Source organism: Streptomyces triticisoli (assembly GCF_003270085.1).
Lineage (GTDB): Bacteria > Actinomycetota > Actinomycetes > Streptomycetales > Streptomycetaceae > Streptomyces > Streptomyces triticisoli.
Genome location: NZ_QFDQ01000016.1, coordinates 1 through 17124 on the forward strand (window position 1 = coordinate 1; position 17124 = coordinate 17124).

Genomic DNA, 17124 nt, shown 5'->3' on the forward strand with positions numbered 1-17124 from the left:
GAACGACAGGCGGGCCCCTCGGGGCCCGCCTGTCGTTCTGCCCGTGCCGCCCGGGGTCCCCCTGCTCGAAGAGCTCGGGGGAGGCACGACTGCCCGCAGACCGGGCAGCGGGCAGCGCTACATCCGTCCCCGCTGGTCCCGCAGGTGCTGGGCCACCGGCTTCAGGGCCTTGTCCAGCTCCATCAGCGCCTCGGGATCCAGCAGGTCGATGAAATGCCTCCGCACGGACGCCACATGATGCGGCGCGACCTTCTGCATGGTCTCCATGCCGTGCTCGGTGAGGACCGCGTACAGCCCCCTGCGGTCGGACTCGCAGTGCTCACGGCGCACCAGGTTCGCGTTCTCCATACGCGTGATCTGGTGCGAGAGGCGGCTCTTGGACTGGAGGGTGGCGGACGCGAGGTCGCTCATCCGCATCCGTACGTCCTCCGACTCGGAGAGATTCACCAGGATCTCGTAGTCGTTCATTGTCAGGCCGAACGGCTGGAGGTCCTTTTCGAGCTGGTACGTCAACAGCCTGTTGACCTCCAGGTGGGTGCGCCAGGCGCACTGCTCCGCATCGGTCAGCCAGCGCGTGGCCGTCTCGGTCTCCATGAATGAAGTCTACCTAAGAAGTTGAAAGGCGAACTAGAAAGGGCGTTGTGACGGTGCGCACGCGTTCGAACCGTCACACTCCGCAGACTACCGCTCACAGCCCGAAGCGACGCGGGAGCCCTCCCGGCTGGCCGGGAAGGCCCTGTGTGCCGGCTTGCTGTCCGCCGGTTCTGGACACCCGTCCAGCTCCGGGTACCCCGGGCTCGTTCGGGAGCACCCCCGAGGCCTGCTCGGCCATGAGGGCCTCGCTCGACTGCAGCAGGACCGTTCCGGCCCCCACGAACTCGAACTGGTGCTCCTCCCCGGAGACCGGCCCGAGGCCCGTCATCGCACGTAGACCGCCCAGTACGCCGGTCAGGTACCCGTGGTCGTAGTGGTGGCACGGGGAGGGGCAGTCGGCCCACCCGACGAGCGCCTGCGGGTCCACCCGGATCGGGGGTTCCATGAACACCACCGGCCCGTTGGACGCGGCCACGAACTTCCCGGTTCCGATGAGTGTCAGAAAGCCCGGCACGATCGACTGTTTGAGTGCGAGAGTTGGCTGAAAAGCGAGCAGATTGCCGGAGCGAATGGTCAGATTGCCGTCGTCCAGGTCGAAGGAGTTGACATCGAAGGCCCGGTCGGCGAGCAGCATCCGCCCCGAACCCTCGGCCACCACCCAGTCGCTCGCGTGCAGAGGCGAATGAAACGCCGTGCGGACCAGGTGGTCCAGTCGCCCGTGCCCGATGCCGTTGAACTCGATCGCCCCGTAGTAGGCGATCATCTTCCCCTTCTGCAGGAACCACTGGCTCCCCTTGAGGTCCACGCAGAAGGTGTACGGGTTCACGTTGTCGTCGGCCGGCAGGGTCATCGGGTCATGGATCACGGGCCCGGCGCCGGGCGTTCCGTACGCGCTCACAGCTTCTCCTCCGAGGCCTGGACGTAGACCGTGCCGTTGCCGCTCAGCTCCAGCTGGAAGCCCTCCCCGGAGCCGCGCCCCACCATCTCGCGCCAGCCCAGCGCGGTGGACAGCTTGTTGCGGACGTCGCCGTGGTGGGCGACGTAGGCCTGTGGGTCGACATGCACCGGACGCTGCGGGGTGACCGGCAGCTCGAAGACGCCGCCGTGCGCCATCACGACCACCGACCCATGGCCCCTCAGCGTGGTCGTGAACAGCCCCTGACCCGTCACCTGGCCCCGCACCATGCCCATGACCCCGCCCTGCGAGCCCATGAACATCGTCCCCTGCTCGAGCGTGCCCTCGAAGGCCAGCAGCCGGTCCGCCTCCACGTACAGCGTGTCGCCCGTCAGGCTGATCACGTGCACATGATGGCCACCGTGCCCGAAGAAGACCGTGCCGCTGCCCTCCACGGTCATCAGCGGGGTGGCCTCGCCCGACACCCGGCGCCCGATCATCGACATCAGCCCGCCCTGACCGCCCTGGATGTTGGGCGTGAAGGAGACATCGCCCCGGTAGGCGAGCATCGCCCCGCGCTGGCTGAACAGCCGCTGCCCCGGCACGACCGTCGCCTCGACCATCCTGGAGTTGACCTCACGGAACGCCATCTCAAAGATCCCCCGCGATCGTGTTCCGCTCGCTCGGCTGCACGTACACCAGCCCGTCCCCCTCGAACCGGATCTGGAAGGCCTCCCCGCCGCCTTCCCCCAGAAAGGTGCGGAAGGTCACGCCGGACTGGAAGGACTGCCGCACGTTCCCCTGGTGCGCGATGTACGCCCCCGGATCGACGATCAGCGGATACTGCGGGCTCACCCGGAGCACCACCGCCGGCCCGTCCGACATGATCGCCGCCTGCCCGTGCCCCTCGACCGTGGTCGTGAACAGCCCGTTCCCCTGCGAGGCGCCGCGCAGCCCGGTGAACGTGGTCCCCGTCCTCAGCCCGGCGTCCGTCACGAGCAGATTGCTCGACTCGACGTACAGCTTGTCCCCGGACAGCCGCACGAGGTTGACCTCCGACGCCCGGTCGGCGAACCAGCAGGTCCCCTGCCCCCGCACCTCCATCACGGTCATCTGCTCACCGGTGAGCCGCCGGGTCACCATGCCGCGCAGCCCTTCGCCGCCCCCGGTCAGCCTCTTGAAGGACATCTGCCCGTCGTACGCGACCATCGAGCCGTTCTTCGCCTTCACGGCGTCCCCGGTCATGTCGACGGCGAGCACTCTGCTGCCTTGCAGTCGGAACATCGCCACGAAGTGACGGTAGCGGCGGACGGGGGAGGCGGACAGGGTCCGCGGGCGGAAAACACCCTGATCGCACCCTTAAGGGTCCGCCACGCCCACCCCCTCCCGGCCCCCGCCCGACGGTTTGCCACAATGGACGAACGCTTGTGCTCACATTCACAAGCAAAGCCGACCCGTCCTCCACCGAAGGTGATCCGTGGAACTCAAGACCGCCACCGCCCTCCGCCGCCTCCGCCTGGTCTCCGGCCCCGAGGCGGTCTCCTTCCTCCTGCTCCTGGTCTGCTCGGTCCTGAAGCGGACCACGGACTTCAACGCGGTGCCCGCGATGGGTGCGATCCACGGCATCCTGTTCATCCTGTACGTGGTCTTCTGGGCCGACGCGTGGAGCCGCGCGAAGTGGTCGTTCAAGACCGCCGCCCTCTACTTCGCCCTCTCGGTCCTGCCGGCCGGCGGCTTCTTCGCCGAGCGCAAGCTCAAGCGCGAGGCCGAGGACGCGGTGATCGCCTCCCGCGCCCGCAGCGAAGGAGTCGTGAACGCATGATCGTCGCCTTCTCCGTCACACCGCTGGGCGTCGGCGAGGACGTGGGGGAGTACGTCGCCGACGCCGTCCGGGTCGTCCGCGAGTCCGGCCTGCCCCACCGCACCGACGCGATGTTCACCTCCGTCGAGGGCGAGTGGGACGAGGTCATGGACGTCGTCAAACGCGCCGTGGCCGCGGTGGAGGCACGCGCACCGCGCGTCTCCCTGGTCCTCAAGGCGGACATCCGCCCCGGCGTGACGGACGGTCTCACCACCAAGGTGGAGACGGTCGAGAGGCACCTCGCGGAGTAGGCACCGGGCCCGAGCCGTACGGCCCCGCACCCGTGCGACGGCGGAAGGGGCCGCGGGGGTGCGTCCGTAGCCCGCCGCATACTTCGTCTCTGCCCAGTCCAGCCATGACAGCCCACAGCAGTACGCCCGTGCGCGGCGGGCTGGACGCACCGCGGCCCCGACCCCACAACGCACTGCGGGCGCACCAGCCCAAACCGCCGGAGGCACCCGCACCCCCGCGGCCCCGACCCCACAACGCACCGCAGGCGCACCGGCCCAAGCCACCGGAGGCACCCGCCGGACCGAAAGGCGAGACAGGGCTGACCAGGATATGACCGACGGGTAGGGTCTGGTGGCGTGCGGAAGCCCCTCAGTCTCCCCTTCGACCCCATCGCCCGCGCCGACGAGCTCTGGAAGCAGCGCTGGGGAAATGTGCCCTCCATGGCCGCGATCACCTCGATCATGCGTGCCCACCAGATCCTGCTGGCCGAGGTCGACGCGGCGGTCAAGCCGTACGGGCTGACGTTCGCGCGCTACGAGGCCCTGGTGCTGCTCACCTTCTCCAAGGCCGGCGAGCTGCCGATGTCCAAGATCGGCGAGCGGCTCATGGTGCACCCCACGTCCGTGACGAACACGGTGGACCGCCTGGTCAAGTCGGGTCTGGTGGCCAGGCGCCCCAACCCCAACGACGGGCGCGGCACGCTCGCCGTCATCACCGACAAGGGCCGCGAGGTGGTCGAGTCGGCCACCCGCGACCTGATGGCGATGGACTTCGGGCTTGGGGCCTACGACGCCGAGGAGTGCGCGGAGATCTTCGCGATGCTGCGTCCGCTGCGGATCGCCGCGCACGACTTCGAGGGTGACTGAGACGAGAGGCGACCCGGGGCAAGACCTCCCGGAACGGGCGGTTACGCTCGTCCCCATGAAACGAAGCGTGCTGACCCGCTACCGCGTCATGGCCTACGTCACTGGCGTGCTGCTGGTCCTGCTGGTTCTGGGCATGGTCGGCAAGTATCTGCTCGCCCTCGACGGCGCGGCGGACTTCACGCGCCTGGTGGGCATCGCCCACGGCTGGCTGTACGTCCTCTACCTGATTTTCGCCTTCGACCTGGGCTCCAAGGCGAAGTGGCCGGTCGCCAAGCAACTGTGGGTCCTGTTGGCGGGCACGGTTCCCACGGCGGCTTTCTTCGTCGAGCGCAGGATCACCCACGAGCTGGAGTCCAAGCTCGCGCAGGACGAGGCCCCCGCGGTCGCCGAGGCGTAACGGTCGACGAGGCGCAACCACACCGCCGTACGAACACCGTACGGCGGTGTGCCATCGACATTTACTAGGACGTCCTAGTAAATTCGAAGGTATGGACGCTGACGCCATCGAAGAGGGCCGCCACCGCTGGCAGGCCCGGTACGACGCCGCACGCAAGCGCGACGCGGACTTCACCACGCTCTCCGGCGACCCCGTGGAGCCGGTGTACGGACCCCGACCCGGGGACAGGTACGAGGGCTTCGAGCGGATCGGCTGGCCCGGGGAGTACCCCTTCACCCGCGGGCTGTACCCGACCGGCTACCGGGGACGCACCTGGACGATCCGGCAGTTCGCCGGGTTCGGCAACGCCGAGCAGACCAACGAGCGCTACAAGATGATCCTCGCCAACGGCGGAGGCGGCCTCTCGGTCGCCTTCGACATGCCGACGCTCATGGGCCGCGACTCCGACGACCCGCGCGCGCTGGGCGAGGTCGGCCACTGCGGGGTGGCGATCGACTCGGCCGCCGACATGGAGGTGCTGTTCAAGGACATCCCGCTCGGCGACGTCACCACCTCCATGACGATCAGCGGGCCGGCCGTCCCCGTCTTCTGCATGTACCTGGTCGCCGCCGAGCGCCAGGGCGTGGACGCCTCCGTCCTCAACGGCACGCTCCAGACGGACATCTTCAAGGAGTACATCGCCCAGAAGGAGTGGCTCTTCGAACCCGAGCCGCACCTGCGCCTCATCGGCGACCTGATGGAGTACTGCGCCTCCCGCATCCCCGCCTACAAGCCGCTGTCGGTCTCCGGCTACCACATCCGCGAGGCGGGGTCGACGGCCGCGCAGGAACTGGCGTACACGCTGGCGGACGGCTTCGGGTACGTCGAGCTGGGCCTGAGCCGCGGCCTGGACGTCGACGTCTTCGCACCCGGCTTGTCCTTCTTCTTCGACGCGCACCTCGACTTCTTCGAGGAGATCGCCAAGTTCCGCGCGGCACGCCGCATCTGGGCGCGGTGGATGCGGGACGTCTACGGCGCGAAGTCCGAGAAGGCGCAGTGGCTGCGCTTCCACACGCAGACCGCGGGGGTCTCACTGACCGCCCAGCAGCCGTACAACAACGTCGTCCGTACGGCGGTGGAGGCGCTCGCGGCGGTGCTCGGCGGCACCAACTCCCTGCACACCAACGCCCTCGACGAGACCCTCGCGCTGCCCAGCGAGCAGGCCGCGGAGATCGCGCTGCGCACGCAGCAGGTGCTGATGGAGGAGACCGGCGTCGCCAACGTCGCCGACCCGCTGGGCGGTTCGTGGTACGTCGAGCAGCTGACGGACCGGATCGAGGCGGACGCGGAGAAGATCTTCGAGCAGATCAAGGAGCGGGGGCTGCGGGCGCACCCCGACGGGCAGCACCCGATCGGGCCGATCACGTCCGGGATCCTGCGGGGGATCGAGGACGGGTGGTTCACCGGGGAGATCGCGGAGTCGGCGTTCCGGTACCAGCGGGCGCTGGAGAAGGGCGAGAAGAAGGTCGTCGGCGTGAACGTCCACACGGGCTCCGTGACCGGGGACCTGGAGATCCTGCGGGTGAGCCACGAGGTGGAGCGGGAGCAGGTCCGGGTGCTCTCCGAGCGGAGGACCGGGCGGGACGCCGCCGCCGTCCGCTCGGCGCTGGACGCCATGCTGGCGGCGGCGCGCAATGGCGACAACATGATCGAACCCATGCTGAACGCCGTCCGGGCCGAGGCGACGCTGGGCGAGATCTGCGACGCGCTACGGGAGGAGTGGGGGGTGTACACGGAGCCCGCGGGGTTCTGAGGCGCCGGAGTCGGGGTCGGCGCGGGTTCTTCTCGCCCCCGCCGCCCCTACCCGTCCCATCCCCAGGGGCTCCGCCCCTTCGACCCCGCCAGGGGGCTCCGCCCCCTGCACCCCCATCGGCCTGAACGGCCTCGCCCTCAAACTCCCCCGAGCTCTTCGAGCAGGGCGGGGCCCCCGAACGGGCTGTGTGTCGCCAGCCCCGTCAAAAGAATCCGTGTGAAGCCCCGCACCCACTCCTCGTCCGCCGGTTCCGCGCTGACCAGGGTGCGGTGGACCACCGCTCCCGCGACCATGTCGAAGATCAGGTCGGCTGTGCGGGCGGCTTCTTCCGGGCCCGGCTCCGGGGGGAGTTCGCCGCGGGACTGGGCGCGGGCCCGGCCCTCCAGGACCAGGCGTTTCTGGCGGTCGACGATGGAGGTGCGGATGCGGTCCCGCAGGGTCTCGTCGCGGGTGGCCTCGGCGACCACCGCCATCAGACCGCTCCTGGCCTCCGGGCGGGCCAGGAGCGCCGCGAACTGCAGGACCACGCCCTCGATGTCGGCGGCGAGACTGCCGTGGTCGGGGAGGCGGAGTTCGTCGAAGAGCTCGGCGACGGCGTCGACGACGAGTTCGTTCTTTCCGGCCCAGCGGCGGTACAGAGTCGTCTTGGCGACCCCTGCCCTGGTGGCCACGTCCCCCAGGGTGAGCCTGGACCAGCCCAGCTCGACCAGGGCCGCCCGGGTGGCGGCCAGGATCGCCGCGTCCGCGGCGGCGCTGCGCGGGCGGCCGGCGCGGGTGGGAGGGGTACGGCTCTGCATGCCCTGACCCTAACTGGCCGATGACTGGCCGATCCTGTGCGGTCGTGAGGGAGATCACCGGGGCGTGGTTCCGCGGAGGCGCTCGGCGCCATTACGCTACGGGTCGTAGCGAAAGCATGGGCGCGAGCCCGTGCCCGAGCGACGACCACGACGACCATCAGGCGCCCGGTGGGGACCCGGCGCCGCACCGTACACCGCTGTTTTCACTGTGCGCGCGGAACGGGGGAGGATAGACGCATGCAGCCACGGAACATGTCCATGAGCGGAGTCGTCGACCTCGCCGCGGTGAAGGCGGCCCAGGAGGCGAAGGCGAAGGCGGAGCAGGCGCGCGCGCAAGCGGCCAGGGAGGGTGGCGCGGGGGCGGTCTCCCCGGCCGATCTCGTCATCGACGTCGACGAGGCCACGTTCGAGCGCGACGTTCTGCAGCGCTCGGCCGAGGTGCCCGTCGTCCTCGACTTCTGGGCCGAGTGGTGCCAGCCCTGCAAGCAGCTGGGCCCGGTCCTGGAGCGGCTGGCCGCCGAGTACAACGGACGCTTCCTCCTCGCCAAGATCGATGTCGACGCCAACCAGCTGCTGATGCAGCAGTTCGGGATCCAGGGGATCCCCGCGGTCTTCGCGGTGGTCGCGGGCCAGGCCCTGCCCCTGTTCCAGGGGGCCGCGGACGAGACGCAGATCCGGCAGACGCTGGACCAGCTGGTGCAGGTCGCCGAGCAGCGCTTCGGGCTGACCGGCCTGACCGTCGACCCGGACGCCGAGCCGGGTGGCCAGGCGGCCCCGCAGGTCCCGGTCGGCCCGTACGACGCGCTGCTGAACGCGGCCGCGCAGGCCCTGGACGCCGGTGACCTGGGCGGCGCCGTCCAGGCGTACAAGAACGTACTGGCCGACGACCCGGGCCACCCGGAGGCCAAACTGGGCCTCGCCCAGGCCGAGTTGCTCCAGCGGGTGCAGGGTGCGGACCCGCAGCGGGTGCGCAAGGAGGCGGCCGAGAAGCCGGCCGATGTGCAGGCGCAGATCGCCGCCGCCGATCTGGATCTGGTGGGCGGGCACGTCGAGGACGCGTTCGGGCGGCTCGTCGAGGCCGTGCGGCGCACCGCCGGTGAGGACCGGGACGCGGCGCGGCTGAGGCTGCTGGAGCTCTTCGAGGTCGTGGGTGCCGAGGACCCGCGGGTGACGGCGGCGCGCCGGACGCTGGCGCGGGCGCTGTTCTGAGCCCGGGCCGGAACCCGGCTCAGGCTCCGGTACGGGCCAAGGCCCGTGCGCTGACCGGTCGTTAAACGCCAGGGCATGTGATGCCTGAGTGAAAGATTGGCCGACGAGGCCCCAGTGCGGCCGCGCTTTACCAAAACTTGGTAATCGCGGCCGCTGTTACTGGGAGTAAGTCGAGGGTGTTGTTCTGCCCGGATCTGTCCAAAGATCAATGATTTTGTTCTGCCCTGTATTGCGACCGAGTGTCGCCATCCGGGACCGGTGAGTCGCGTCCCGGTGATCCGGCCGTTACTAGCGAGTAACGAACCCCCTTGTGCGGGCGGCGAGAATGCACCACGATCGGCGACGCTCGGTCCATTCCCGTACCCCGGCAGCCGGCCGGGACACGGAGGGTCTGGGTCCCCACCGAGCAGAGGCGGCGGCAGTGGCGCCGTCCCTTGGGCAGGGGGGTCTTCGCCGGCCGGCGGAGCCTGCCCAGCAAGGTTGTGCGTGATGTGTGTCAGGCGCGACCAGTGGTTGTCGCTCGGGGGTGAACGCCGGTGATTCGGGCGCGGTTCGCGCCACCGAGCGCGGGCGCTCTCCTTCCCGAGGGCGTAGCACTTCTCCCATCCCTGCCCGGCCGAGCCGCCGACCGGCGGCGAGCCGAAGACAGGAGATGTACGTCCGAGAAGGAGGAAACATGAAGTCCCAAGTGCGTGGCGGGACCAGATGGAAGCGGTTCGCTGTGGTCATGGTGCCCAGCGTGGCCGCCACAGCAGCGATAGGCGTGGCCCTGGCGCAGGGTGCCCTCGCCGCGTCGTTCAGCGTGTCGGGTCAGTCGTTCAAGGTGACGGCCGACAGGCTGGAAGGCAAGGGGTTCGCCCAGTACGGCGCGATCGACTCGGGGAAGAGCCTCGACGGCAGCAAGGTCGAGCGTCACCCGGTCGCGGTCTCGGCGTTCAGAGAGGCCACGATCAACGGCATGTGCCAGTCGGTCCTCACCCCTACGCCCTTCGGCAACGTGAGCCTGATCCTGAAGGCGGGCGGTGACAAGAACAAGCCGGTCACGGCCGACAACCTCTACATCGACGTCGCCGACCTGCAGGCCGACGCCACGTTCAGCAACATCGACATCGGTGTTGCGGCCCAGGACGCCGGCAAGGGTCCGGGCATGAAGCCGGGCGAGGTCCAGCAGCAGAAGGCCAACCCCTTCGGGTTCGCCCAGCAGGCCGACACGGCCGTTCTGACCAACGTGAAGCAGACGGCGTGGGCGACCACCGCCGGAACCTTCAGGCTCAGCGGTCTGAAGATGTCGCTGACCATGGGCACCAAGGAGTGCTACTAGGCACCCGGTGACGGGCGGGGGAGCCGACGGCACCCCCGCCCGTTCCACCCTTCACCCGCTCCTTCACGCACCCCCCACACCACGAAGCACCACCCTCATCACAGCAACGCCGCACCAGGGAGCTGTTTTCCATGAGCGCCGAGACTCCTGCCGCACCCGGCCAGTTCATCCGCCGGAGGCTGCAGTTCCGCGCCTGGCGGGGCACCCGTCCGTTCTGGGCCGGGCTGCTCGTCCTGCTCGGTGGCTTTCCGATCATGTACTTCCCGTACGCCCAACTCAAGCTTGGTCACCTGACCCTGGCGATGGCGACCACCGCGGGAGCCGGCTCTCTGATCATCGGCGTGCTGCTCGTCGTCCTGGGCATCAGCCTCTGGTTCCAGAAGCACATCCGGGTCTTCGCGGGTGTCGCGGCGATCCTGCTGGCGCTGGTGTCCATCCCCGTGTCCAACTTCGGCGGCTTCGGCCTCGGCTTCCTGCCCGCGCTCATCGGCGGCGCGATGGCCGTGTCGTGGGCGGAGGGCGTGCCGCCCGTGCCGGAGGATGCCGAGGAGGCCGGCCCCGTTCAGGGCGCTGCCCCCGAGGCCGCGACCGAGACGGCGGTGGACGGGATGAGTGAGTCGAACGAGTCGAACGACCTGTCAGGAACGAGCCCGGCCAACGGGGCGAACGGGAGGCACAGTGCCGACTGACGAGGTGGCCCACGGGGCTGAGGCGGACGAGTCCCGTGAGAGAACCGGGCCCCGCCACGCGGCACCCAGGAAGCCGCTGTTCACCAGGTTCCACATGCCGGCCGGCAAGGCCATAGCCATGGCGGCCATGCCGACGGCGGTCCTCATGGGGATGGGGTTCACGTCGACGCTCGCCGTCGCCGACAACAACCCCTCGACGCCGTCCGCCAAGAGCCTGACGATCGACGAGTACAAGGACTGCGTCGCGGCGCTGGAGGACTCTGAGGACTCCAAGGACAAGGACGAGTCCTCGGCCTCGCCGACACCGTCCGCCTCCGCGAGCGCCGGTGACTCCGCCGAGGACGGCAAGGACGGCAACAAGGGCGACGGCGCGGAGCCGACCCCCTCGGAGACGTCCTCCGCGGACAAGAGCCCTTCGGGCACGCCCTCTTCGCCGGGTTCAGGTTCCGACGACAAGGCCGCGCCCAAGCCGCCCGCCACCGACCCGGAGAGCAAGCCGGGCGGCTCGGGTGCCGGTGACACCGTCACGCCGACCCCGTCGGAGTCCGCGAGCAGGAGCGGCGGTCTGCTGGAGACCGTCGGCGACACGCTCGGGGGCATCCTCACCGGCGGCAAGTCGGACTCCGAGGCGTCTCCGGCTTCCGAGGCCACGCCGTCCGACTCCGCCACGCCCTCGGCGGACGGGACGAAGGACGCCGCGGACAGTTCCCCCGGCTCCGCGGGCAAGGACGCGTCCGACACCGCCGAGGACACCACCGAGAAGGTCCCCGGCGCGGCCGAGGACACCGTGAAGGACACGACCGACACGGCGTCCGACGCGGCCGAGGAGGCCGGGACGGCCGCAGAGGAAGCGGCCGACGAGGCCACCGCCTCGCCGAGCCCGTCCGAGAGCGCCACCACGGACCCGGAGAACTGCCCGGTCGCCACCGACGCCGTGGGCGGCGTGGACAACACGGTGCTCCTGGCCGACGACCCCTGGTTCCTGGACGCCAGCTCGCTGACGCTGAAGGGCGCCGACTACAAGGGCATCGTCGAGGTCAGGACCGCCAACGGCACCGTGAAGAAGGTGCTGAAGTACGTCGTCTCCAGAGGCACGGACATCGGCGACCTGCACCAGACGGTGAAGGACAAGCAGTCCGGCAAGACCTACCACGTGCAGGCGGCCAGGCGCTCGGTGTCCACGATCACCGGCGGTGACACGGTGATGTACACCGAGAGCATCTCCGGCAACCTGTTCGGCCTGATCCCGGTCACGTTCAGCCCGGACAACCCGCCCCCGCTGAACATCCCGTTGATCCACTTCACCAAGGTCCACGTGGTCCAGGCAGCCCAGTTCGGCGGCAACCTGCACATCCCCGGCATGCACGTGTTCACCACCGGCTGAGCGTCCGCACCGGCCGTCCATCAGCCGCAACACGCCTGAGGGCGCCCCCGGTTCGCAGGGGGCGCCCACAGTGCCGCAGAAGACGGGGTCGGTCGCGGATCAGTCGCGGTCGCCGCTGCCCAGGTGGTGGACGCGGACCATGTTGGTGGTGCCGGGGACGCCGGGGGGCGAGCCGGCGGTGATGACGACCGTGTCGCCGGGGGCGAAGCGGCTGAGCTTGACCATCTCCTGGTCGACCAGCTCGACCATTTCGTCGGTGCTGTTGACGAACGGCACCACGTGCGGCTCCACGCCCCAGCTGAGAGCGAGCTGGTTGCGGGTGGACTCGTCGGTGGTGAACGCCAGGATCGGCTGGACCGCGCGGTAGCGGGAGAGCCGGCGGGCCGTGTCGCCGGACTGGGTGAAGGCCACCAGGCCCTTGCCGCCCAGGAAGTCGGCGATCTCGCAGGCGGCACGGGCCACCGAACCGCCCTGTGTACGCGGCTTCTTGCCCGGCACCAGCGGCTGCAGGCCCTTGGAGAGCAGCTCCTCCTCGGCGGCCCTGACGATCTTCGACATCGTCTTGACGGTCTCGACCGGATACGCGCCCACGCTCGACTCGGCCGACAGCATCACCGCGTCGGCGCCGTCCAGGATCGCGTTGGCCACGTCGGAGGCCTCGGCGCGGGTCGGGCGGGAGTTGGTGATCATCGACTCCATCATCTGGGTCGCCACGATCACCGGCTTGGCGTTGCGCCGGCACAGCTCGATCAGGCGCTTCTGCACCATCGGGACCTTCTCGAGCGGGTACTCGACGGCCAGGTCGCCGCGGGCCACCATCACGCCGTCGAACGCCATCACGACGTCCTGCATGTTCTGCACCGCCTGCGGCTTCTCCACCTTGGCGATGACGGGGACGCGGCGGCCCTCCTCGTCCATGACCCGGTGCACGTCGGCGACGTCCTTGGCGTCCCGGACGAAGGACAGGGCGACCATGTCGCAGCCCATGCGCAGGGCGAAGCGCAGGTCCTCGACGTCCTTCTCGGACAGCGCGGGCACGTTCACCGCGGCGCCGGGCAGGTTGATGCCCTTGTGGTCGGAGACGACGCCGCCCTCGATGACGATCGTCCGCACCCGCGGGCCCTCGACCTCCAGGACCTTCAGCTCGACGTTGCCGTCGTTGATGAGGACCTGGTCGCCGCGCGAGACGTCGCCCGGCAGTCCCTTGTACGTCGTGCCGCAGCTGTGCTTGTCGCCCGGGACGTCCTCGGTGGTGATGGTGAACTCGTCACCCCGCTCGAGCTCGACCGGACCCTCGGCGAAGGTCTCCAGGCGGATCTTCGGGCCCTGCAGGTCGGCGAGGACCGCGATGGCCCGGCCGGTCTCCTTGGCGGCGGCGCGGACGTGGTCGTACCGTCCCTGGTGCTCGGCGTGCGTGCCGTGGCTGAAGTTGAAACGGGCCACGTTCATGCCCGCTTCGATCAGGGCGACGAGCATCTCGTGGGAGTCGACCGCGGGGCCGAGCGTACAGACGATTTTCGAACGGCGCATGGGGCGATCCTATCGGTTTGTTTCGCTGCGGAATATTCCGCCTGGCGGAAGGTACAAATGTGCGGAGCCGCGCTCAGGCGCGCATTGAAAAGCCGGCCGTCGGCAGCCGTTGCCAGTCGCTGTCAGCCGTCGTTTCCCACCAGCGCGTAAGTCTGTGTCGCGATCTCCATTTCCTCGTCGGTCGGAACCACGGCCACGGCCACCCGCGCGTCCTCGGGCGAGATCAGCCGCGCCCCGCCGCTCCGTACGGCGTTGCGCTCGCCGTCCACCGCCAGGCCCAGCCCCTCCAGGCCCGCGACGGCGGCCTCGCGCACGAAGGCCGCGTTCTCGCCGACCCCGGCGGTGAAGGCGACCGCGTCCACCGTGCCGAGTACCGCGTAATAGGCGCCGATGTACTTCTTCAGCCGGTGGATGTAGATCTCGAACGCGAGCCGCGCCGCGTCGTCGCCCTCGTCCATCCGGCGCCGTATCTCCCGCATGTCGTTGTCGCCGCACAGACCGAACAGTCCGCTCCTCTTGTTGAGAAGAGTGTCGATCTCGTCCATGGACATTCCGGCAACGCGCCGCAAATGGAAGATGACGGCCGGGTCCAGGTCACCCGAACGCGTCCCCATCACCAGCCCCTCCAGCGGGGTGAGCCCCATGGAGGTGTCCACGCACCGGCCGCCCCGCACCGCCGAGGCGGACGCCCCGTTGCCCAGGTGCAGCACGATCACGTTGACGTCCTCCGGCGCCCTGCCCAGCAGCTCGGCCGTGGCCCGGGAGACGTACGCGTGCGAGGTGCCGTGGAAGCCGTAGCGGCGCACCCGGTACCGGTCCGCGACCTTTGGGTCGATCGCGTAGCGGGCCGCGGACTCCGGCATGGTGGTGTGGAACGCCGTGTCGAAGACGGCGACCTGCGGCAGGTCCGGGCGCAGCGCCATGGCCGTGCGGACACCGGTGAGGTTGGCCGGGTTGTGCAGGGGAGCCACCGGGATCAGCCGCTCGATCTCGGTGAGCACGGCGTCGTCGATGACGGTGGGCTCGGTGAAGAACATGCCGCCGTGCACCACCCGGTGCCCGATCGCGGCCAGCTCGGGGGAGTCCAGGCCGAGCCCGTCCCTGGCCAGCTCCTCGGCCACGGCCTTCAGGGCGGTGTCGTGGTCGGCGATCGGGCCGTGGTGGTCACGGGTGGCACCCGTGCCGACGAAGGTGTGCTGGAGGTGGGAGGTCTGCTCGCCGATGCGCTCGACCAGGCCGACGGCGAGCCGGCTCGCGTCGCGCATGTCGAGCAGTTGGTACTTCAGCGACGAGGATCCGGAGTTGAGGACGAGGACGCGGGTCGCGTGCACGATGTTCGAAAACTCTCTGTTCGGAGGTCAGCCGGCGGGCGACTGGTCCTGGGCCTGGATCGCGGTGATGGCGACGGTGTTGACGATGTCCTGGACCAGGGCGCCGCGCGAGAGGTCGTTGACCGGCTTGCGCAGACCCTGCAGGACCGGGCCGACCGCGATCGCGCCGGCCGAACGCTGCACGGCCTTGTAGGTGTTGTTGCCGGTGTTCAGGTCCGGGAAGATCAGCACGGTGGCCTGCCCGGCGACCTCCGAGCCCGGCAGCTTGGTCGCGGCCACCGACGGCTCCACGGCCGCGTCGTACTGGATCGGTCCCTCGATCAGCAGGTCCGGGCGGCGCAGCCGGACCAGCTCGGTCGCCTCGCGCACCTTGTCCACGTCGGCGCCCGAGCCGGAGGTGCCGGTGGAGTACGACAGCATGGCGATCCGCGGCTCCACGCCGAACCGGGCGGCGGTGGCCGCCGACTGGACGGCGATGTCGGCCAACTGCTCGGCGTTCGGGTCGGGGTTGACCGCGCAGTCGCCGTAGACGAGCACCTTGTCGGCCAGGCACATGAAGAACACCGACGACACGATCGATGCGTCCGCCCTGGTCTTGATGATCTCGAACGCGGGCCGGATGGTCGCGGCGGTGGAGTGCACCGAGCCCGACACCATGCCGTCGGCGAGGCCCTCCTGGACCATGAGGGTGCCGAAGTAGTTGACGTCCGAGACGACGTCGTACGCCAGCTCCACCGTGACGCCCCGGTGGGCGCGCAGCCGGGCGTACTGCGCGGCGAAGGCGTCCCGCAGCTCGGAGCGGGCCGGGTCGATCAGCTGTGCGTCACCGAGGTCGATACCGAGGTCGGCGGCCTTCTTGCGGATGGCGTCCACCGGCCCGAGCAGCGTCAGGTCGCACACGCCGCGGCGCAGCAGCACCTCCGCCGCGTGCAGCACGCGCTCCTCGGCGCCCTCCGGCAGGACCACACGGCGCTTGTCGGAGCGGGCCTGCTGGAGCAGCTTGTGCTCGAACATCATCGGGGTGATCCGGTCGCTGCTCGGCGCGGACACCCGCTTGTTGAGGTCGGCGACGTCGATGTACCGCTCGAACAGGCCGAGCGCGGTCTCCGCCTTGCGCGGGGTGGCCGCGGTCAGCTTGCCCTCCAGGGAGAACAGCCGCTCGGCGGTGGGGAAGCTGGTGCCGGCCACCGACACGACCGGGGTGCCCGGGGCGAGCCGGGCGGCGAGGGTGAGGATCTCCTGCCGCGGCGCCTCGCCGAGAGTGAGCAGTACGCCGGCTATCGGCGGGGTGCCGGCGCTGTGCGCGGCGAGCGAGCCGACGACCAGGTCGGCGCGGTCGCCGGGGGTGACGACCAGGCAGCCCGGGGTGAGGGCCTTGAGGAGGTTGGGCAGCATGGCGCCGCCGAACACGAAGTCGAGGGCGTCACGGGCGAGTCCCGCGTCGTCGCCGAGCAGGACCTTGCCGTCCAGGACCTGGGCGATCTGCGCGACCGTCGGCGCGGACAGGGCGGGCTCGTCGGGCACCACCCAGCAGGGCACCGGCAGCCGGCCGGCCAGCCGCTCGGCGATCAGGTCCCGGTCCTCGCGGGCCACCCGGTTGGTGACCATGGCGAGGACGTCGCAGCCCAGGCCGTCGTAGGCGCGGTAGGCGTTGAGGGTCTCGGCGAGCACGGACTCGGCGGTCTGTTTGCGGCCGCCCACGACCGGCAGCACGGAGGCGCCGAACTCGTTCGCCAGCCGGGCGTTGAGCGACAGTTCGTCGGGCAGCTGCGTCTCGGCGAAGTCGGTGCCGAGGACCAGGACGACCTCGTAGTCCCGGGCGACCAGGTGGAAGCGGTCGACGAGAGCGGAGACCAGCTCGTCCGTGCCCCGCACGGCCTGGAGCGTGTTCGCCTCGTGGTAGTCCATGCCGTAGACGGTCGCCGGGTCCTGGGGGAGCCGGTAGCGGGCGCGCAGCAGTTCGAAGAGGCGGTCCGGACCGTCGTGCACGAGAGGGCGGAAGACGCCCACCCGGTCGACCTGCCGGGTCAGCAGTTCCATGACTCCCAGCTCGACGATCTGCCGGCCGTCGCCGCGGTCGATGCCGGTCACGTACACGCTGCGGGTCACGCGGGCTCTCCGTTTCTTCGGGGGGCGTGGGTGGCGTCCTGCGAAAAACACCCACATGGGTGGGCGGAAGGAGGCGGAACCCTCTTGACACTACCCCGGCCGACAGATAAGGCGCCCA

Annotated in this window: 17 protein-coding genes; 9 read left to right on the top strand and 8 right to left on the bottom strand. The window is 70.0% G+C overall.

Annotation, left to right across the window (positions count from 1 at the left end; all coding sequences use genetic code 11):
- Positions 1–117: 117 nt before the first annotated feature.
- The 4 genes from DEP02_RS03490 to DEP02_RS03505 all read right to left on the bottom strand — a co-directional run bounded on the left by DEP02_RS03490 (position 118) and on the right by DEP02_RS03505 (position 2773).
- Complete coding sequence (locus DEP02_RS03490; RefSeq protein ID WP_112465836.1) at positions 118–594, bottom strand: MarR family winged helix-turn-helix transcriptional regulator; 477 nt, start codon at positions 592–594, stop codon at positions 118–120.
- A gap of 94 nt (positions 595–688) precedes the next feature.
- A complete protein-coding gene (locus DEP02_RS03495; protein ID WP_112465837.1) occupies positions 689–1492 on the bottom strand; it encodes an AIM24 family protein in 804 nt (267 codons plus the stop codon).
- On the bottom strand, positions 1489–2139 hold the full coding sequence (locus DEP02_RS03500; RefSeq protein WP_112465838.1) for an AIM24 family protein: 651 nt from the start codon (positions 2137–2139) through the stop codon (positions 1489–1491). The genes DEP02_RS03495 and DEP02_RS03500 overlap by 4 nt, the downstream gene beginning before the upstream one ends.
- A gap of 1 nt (position 2140) precedes the next feature.
- Positions 2141–2773 (bottom strand): AIM24 family protein, encoded by a 633-nt coding sequence (locus DEP02_RS03505; protein WP_112465839.1) that lies wholly within the window; start codon positions 2771–2773, stop codon positions 2141–2143.
- Between the two features lie 193 nt (positions 2774–2966).
- Here DEP02_RS03505 and DEP02_RS03510 point away from each other — a divergent pair, with 193 nt between their 5' ends.
- The 5 genes from DEP02_RS03510 (at position 2967) to icmA (ending at position 6636) form a co-directional block, all read left to right on the top strand.
- Positions 2967–3311, top strand: coding sequence for a DUF3817 domain-containing protein (locus DEP02_RS03510; protein ID WP_112465840.1), 345 nt, complete (start codon positions 2967–2969; stop codon positions 3309–3311).
- On the top strand, positions 3308–3601 hold the full coding sequence (locus DEP02_RS03515; protein WP_112465841.1) for an MTH1187 family thiamine-binding protein: 294 nt from the start codon (positions 3308–3310) through the stop codon (positions 3599–3601). Before DEP02_RS03510 ends, DEP02_RS03515 begins: the two co-directional genes overlap by 4 nt.
- A gap of 336 nt (positions 3602–3937) precedes the next feature.
- Entirely contained in the window at positions 3938–4447 is a 510-nt protein-coding gene (locus tag DEP02_RS03520) for a MarR family winged helix-turn-helix transcriptional regulator (RefSeq protein ID WP_112465842.1), read from the top strand.
- Between the two features lie 55 nt (positions 4448–4502).
- Complete coding sequence (locus DEP02_RS03525; RefSeq protein ID WP_112465843.1) at positions 4503–4844, top strand: DUF3817 domain-containing protein; 342 nt, start codon at positions 4503–4505, stop codon at positions 4842–4844.
- Between the two features lie 91 nt (positions 4845–4935).
- Entirely contained in the window at positions 4936–6636 is a 1701-nt protein-coding gene (gene icmA, locus DEP02_RS03530) for a coenzyme B12-dependent isobutyryl-CoA mutase large subunit (RefSeq protein WP_112465844.1), read from the top strand.
- 137 nt (positions 6637–6773) lie between these two features.
- Here the strand turns inward: icmA and DEP02_RS03535 are convergent, their stop codons facing one another.
- Positions 6774–7433: a TetR/AcrR family transcriptional regulator gene (locus DEP02_RS03535; protein ID WP_112465845.1), complete on the bottom strand. Its 660-nt coding sequence runs from the start codon at positions 7431–7433 to the stop codon at positions 6774–6776.
- Between the two features lie 237 nt (positions 7434–7670).
- Between DEP02_RS03535 and DEP02_RS03540 the strand changes: the two genes are divergently transcribed.
- From DEP02_RS03540 to DEP02_RS03555, 4 genes are all read left to right on the top strand, one after another.
- A complete protein-coding gene (locus DEP02_RS03540) occupies positions 7671–8642 on the top strand; it encodes a tetratricopeptide repeat protein (protein WP_112465846.1) in 972 nt (323 codons plus the stop codon).
- 676 nt (positions 8643–9318) lie between these two features.
- A complete protein-coding gene (locus DEP02_RS03545) occupies positions 9319–9963 on the top strand; it encodes a DUF6230 family protein (RefSeq protein WP_112465847.1) in 645 nt (214 codons plus the stop codon).
- Between the two features lie 131 nt (positions 9964–10094).
- On the top strand, positions 10095–10652 hold the full coding sequence (locus DEP02_RS03550) for a DUF6114 domain-containing protein (RefSeq protein ID WP_112465848.1): 558 nt from the start codon (positions 10095–10097) through the stop codon (positions 10650–10652).
- Positions 10642–12036 carry a hypothetical protein gene (locus DEP02_RS03555; protein WP_112465849.1) on the top strand — a complete coding sequence of 465 codons (1395 nt, stop codon included), beginning with the start codon at positions 10642–10644 and terminating at the stop codon, positions 12034–12036. Before DEP02_RS03550 ends, DEP02_RS03555 begins: the two co-directional genes overlap by 11 nt.
- Positions 12037–12135: 99 nt before the next feature.
- On the opposite strand, the gene pyk is transcribed toward DEP02_RS03555, so the two are convergent.
- The 3 genes from pyk to pta form a co-directional block, all read right to left on the bottom strand.
- On the bottom strand, positions 12136–13566 hold the full coding sequence (pyk, locus tag DEP02_RS03560; protein ID WP_112465850.1) for a pyruvate kinase: 1431 nt from the start codon (positions 13564–13566) through the stop codon (positions 12136–12138).
- A gap of 122 nt (positions 13567–13688) precedes the next feature.
- On the bottom strand, positions 13689–14897 hold the full coding sequence (locus DEP02_RS03565; RefSeq protein ID WP_112465851.1) for an acetate kinase: 1209 nt from the start codon (positions 14895–14897) through the stop codon (positions 13689–13691).
- Positions 14898–14924: 27 nt separating this feature from the next.
- Entirely contained in the window at positions 14925–17006 is a 2082-nt protein-coding gene (gene pta, locus DEP02_RS03570; protein WP_112465852.1) for a phosphate acetyltransferase, read from the bottom strand.
- Positions 17007–17124: the final 118 nt, after the last annotated feature.

What these genes read in the sequence shown, in the direction of transcription:
- pyk (WP_112465850.1), bottom strand. Translation starts at nt 13,566, where the DNA reads ATGCGCCGTTCGAAAATCGTCTGTACGCTCGGCCCCGCGGTCGACTCC.
- DEP02_RS03500 (WP_112465838.1), bottom strand. Translation starts at nt 2,139, where the DNA reads ATGGCGTTCCGTGAGGTCAACTCCAGGATGGTCGAGGCGACGGTCGTG.
- DEP02_RS03545 (WP_112465847.1), top strand. Translation starts at nt 9,319, where the DNA reads ATGAAGTCCCAAGTGCGTGGCGGGACCAGATGGAAGCGGTTCGCTGTG.
- icmA (WP_112465844.1), top strand. Translation starts at nt 4,936, where the DNA reads ATGGACGCTGACGCCATCGAAGAGGGCCGCCACCGCTGGCAGGCCCGG.
- DEP02_RS03505 (WP_112465839.1), bottom strand. Translation starts at nt 2,773, where the DNA reads ATGTTCCGACTGCAAGGCAGCAGAGTGCTCGCCGTCGACATGACCGGG.
- DEP02_RS03550 (WP_112465848.1), top strand. Translation starts at nt 10,095, where the DNA reads ATGAGCGCCGAGACTCCTGCCGCACCCGGCCAGTTCATCCGCCGGAGG.
- DEP02_RS03490 (WP_112465836.1), bottom strand. Translation starts at nt 594, where the DNA reads ATGGAGACCGAGACGGCCACGCGCTGGCTGACCGATGCGGAGCAGTGC.
- DEP02_RS03540 (WP_112465846.1), top strand. Translation starts at nt 7,671, where the DNA reads ATGCAGCCACGGAACATGTCCATGAGCGGAGTCGTCGACCTCGCCGCG.
- DEP02_RS03535 (WP_112465845.1), bottom strand. Translation starts at nt 7,433, where the DNA reads ATGCAGAGCCGTACCCCTCCCACCCGCGCCGGCCGCCCGCGCAGCGCC.
- DEP02_RS03515 (WP_112465841.1), top strand. Translation starts at nt 3,308, where the DNA reads ATGATCGTCGCCTTCTCCGTCACACCGCTGGGCGTCGGCGAGGACGTG.
- DEP02_RS03525 (WP_112465843.1), top strand. Translation starts at nt 4,503, where the DNA reads ATGAAACGAAGCGTGCTGACCCGCTACCGCGTCATGGCCTACGTCACT.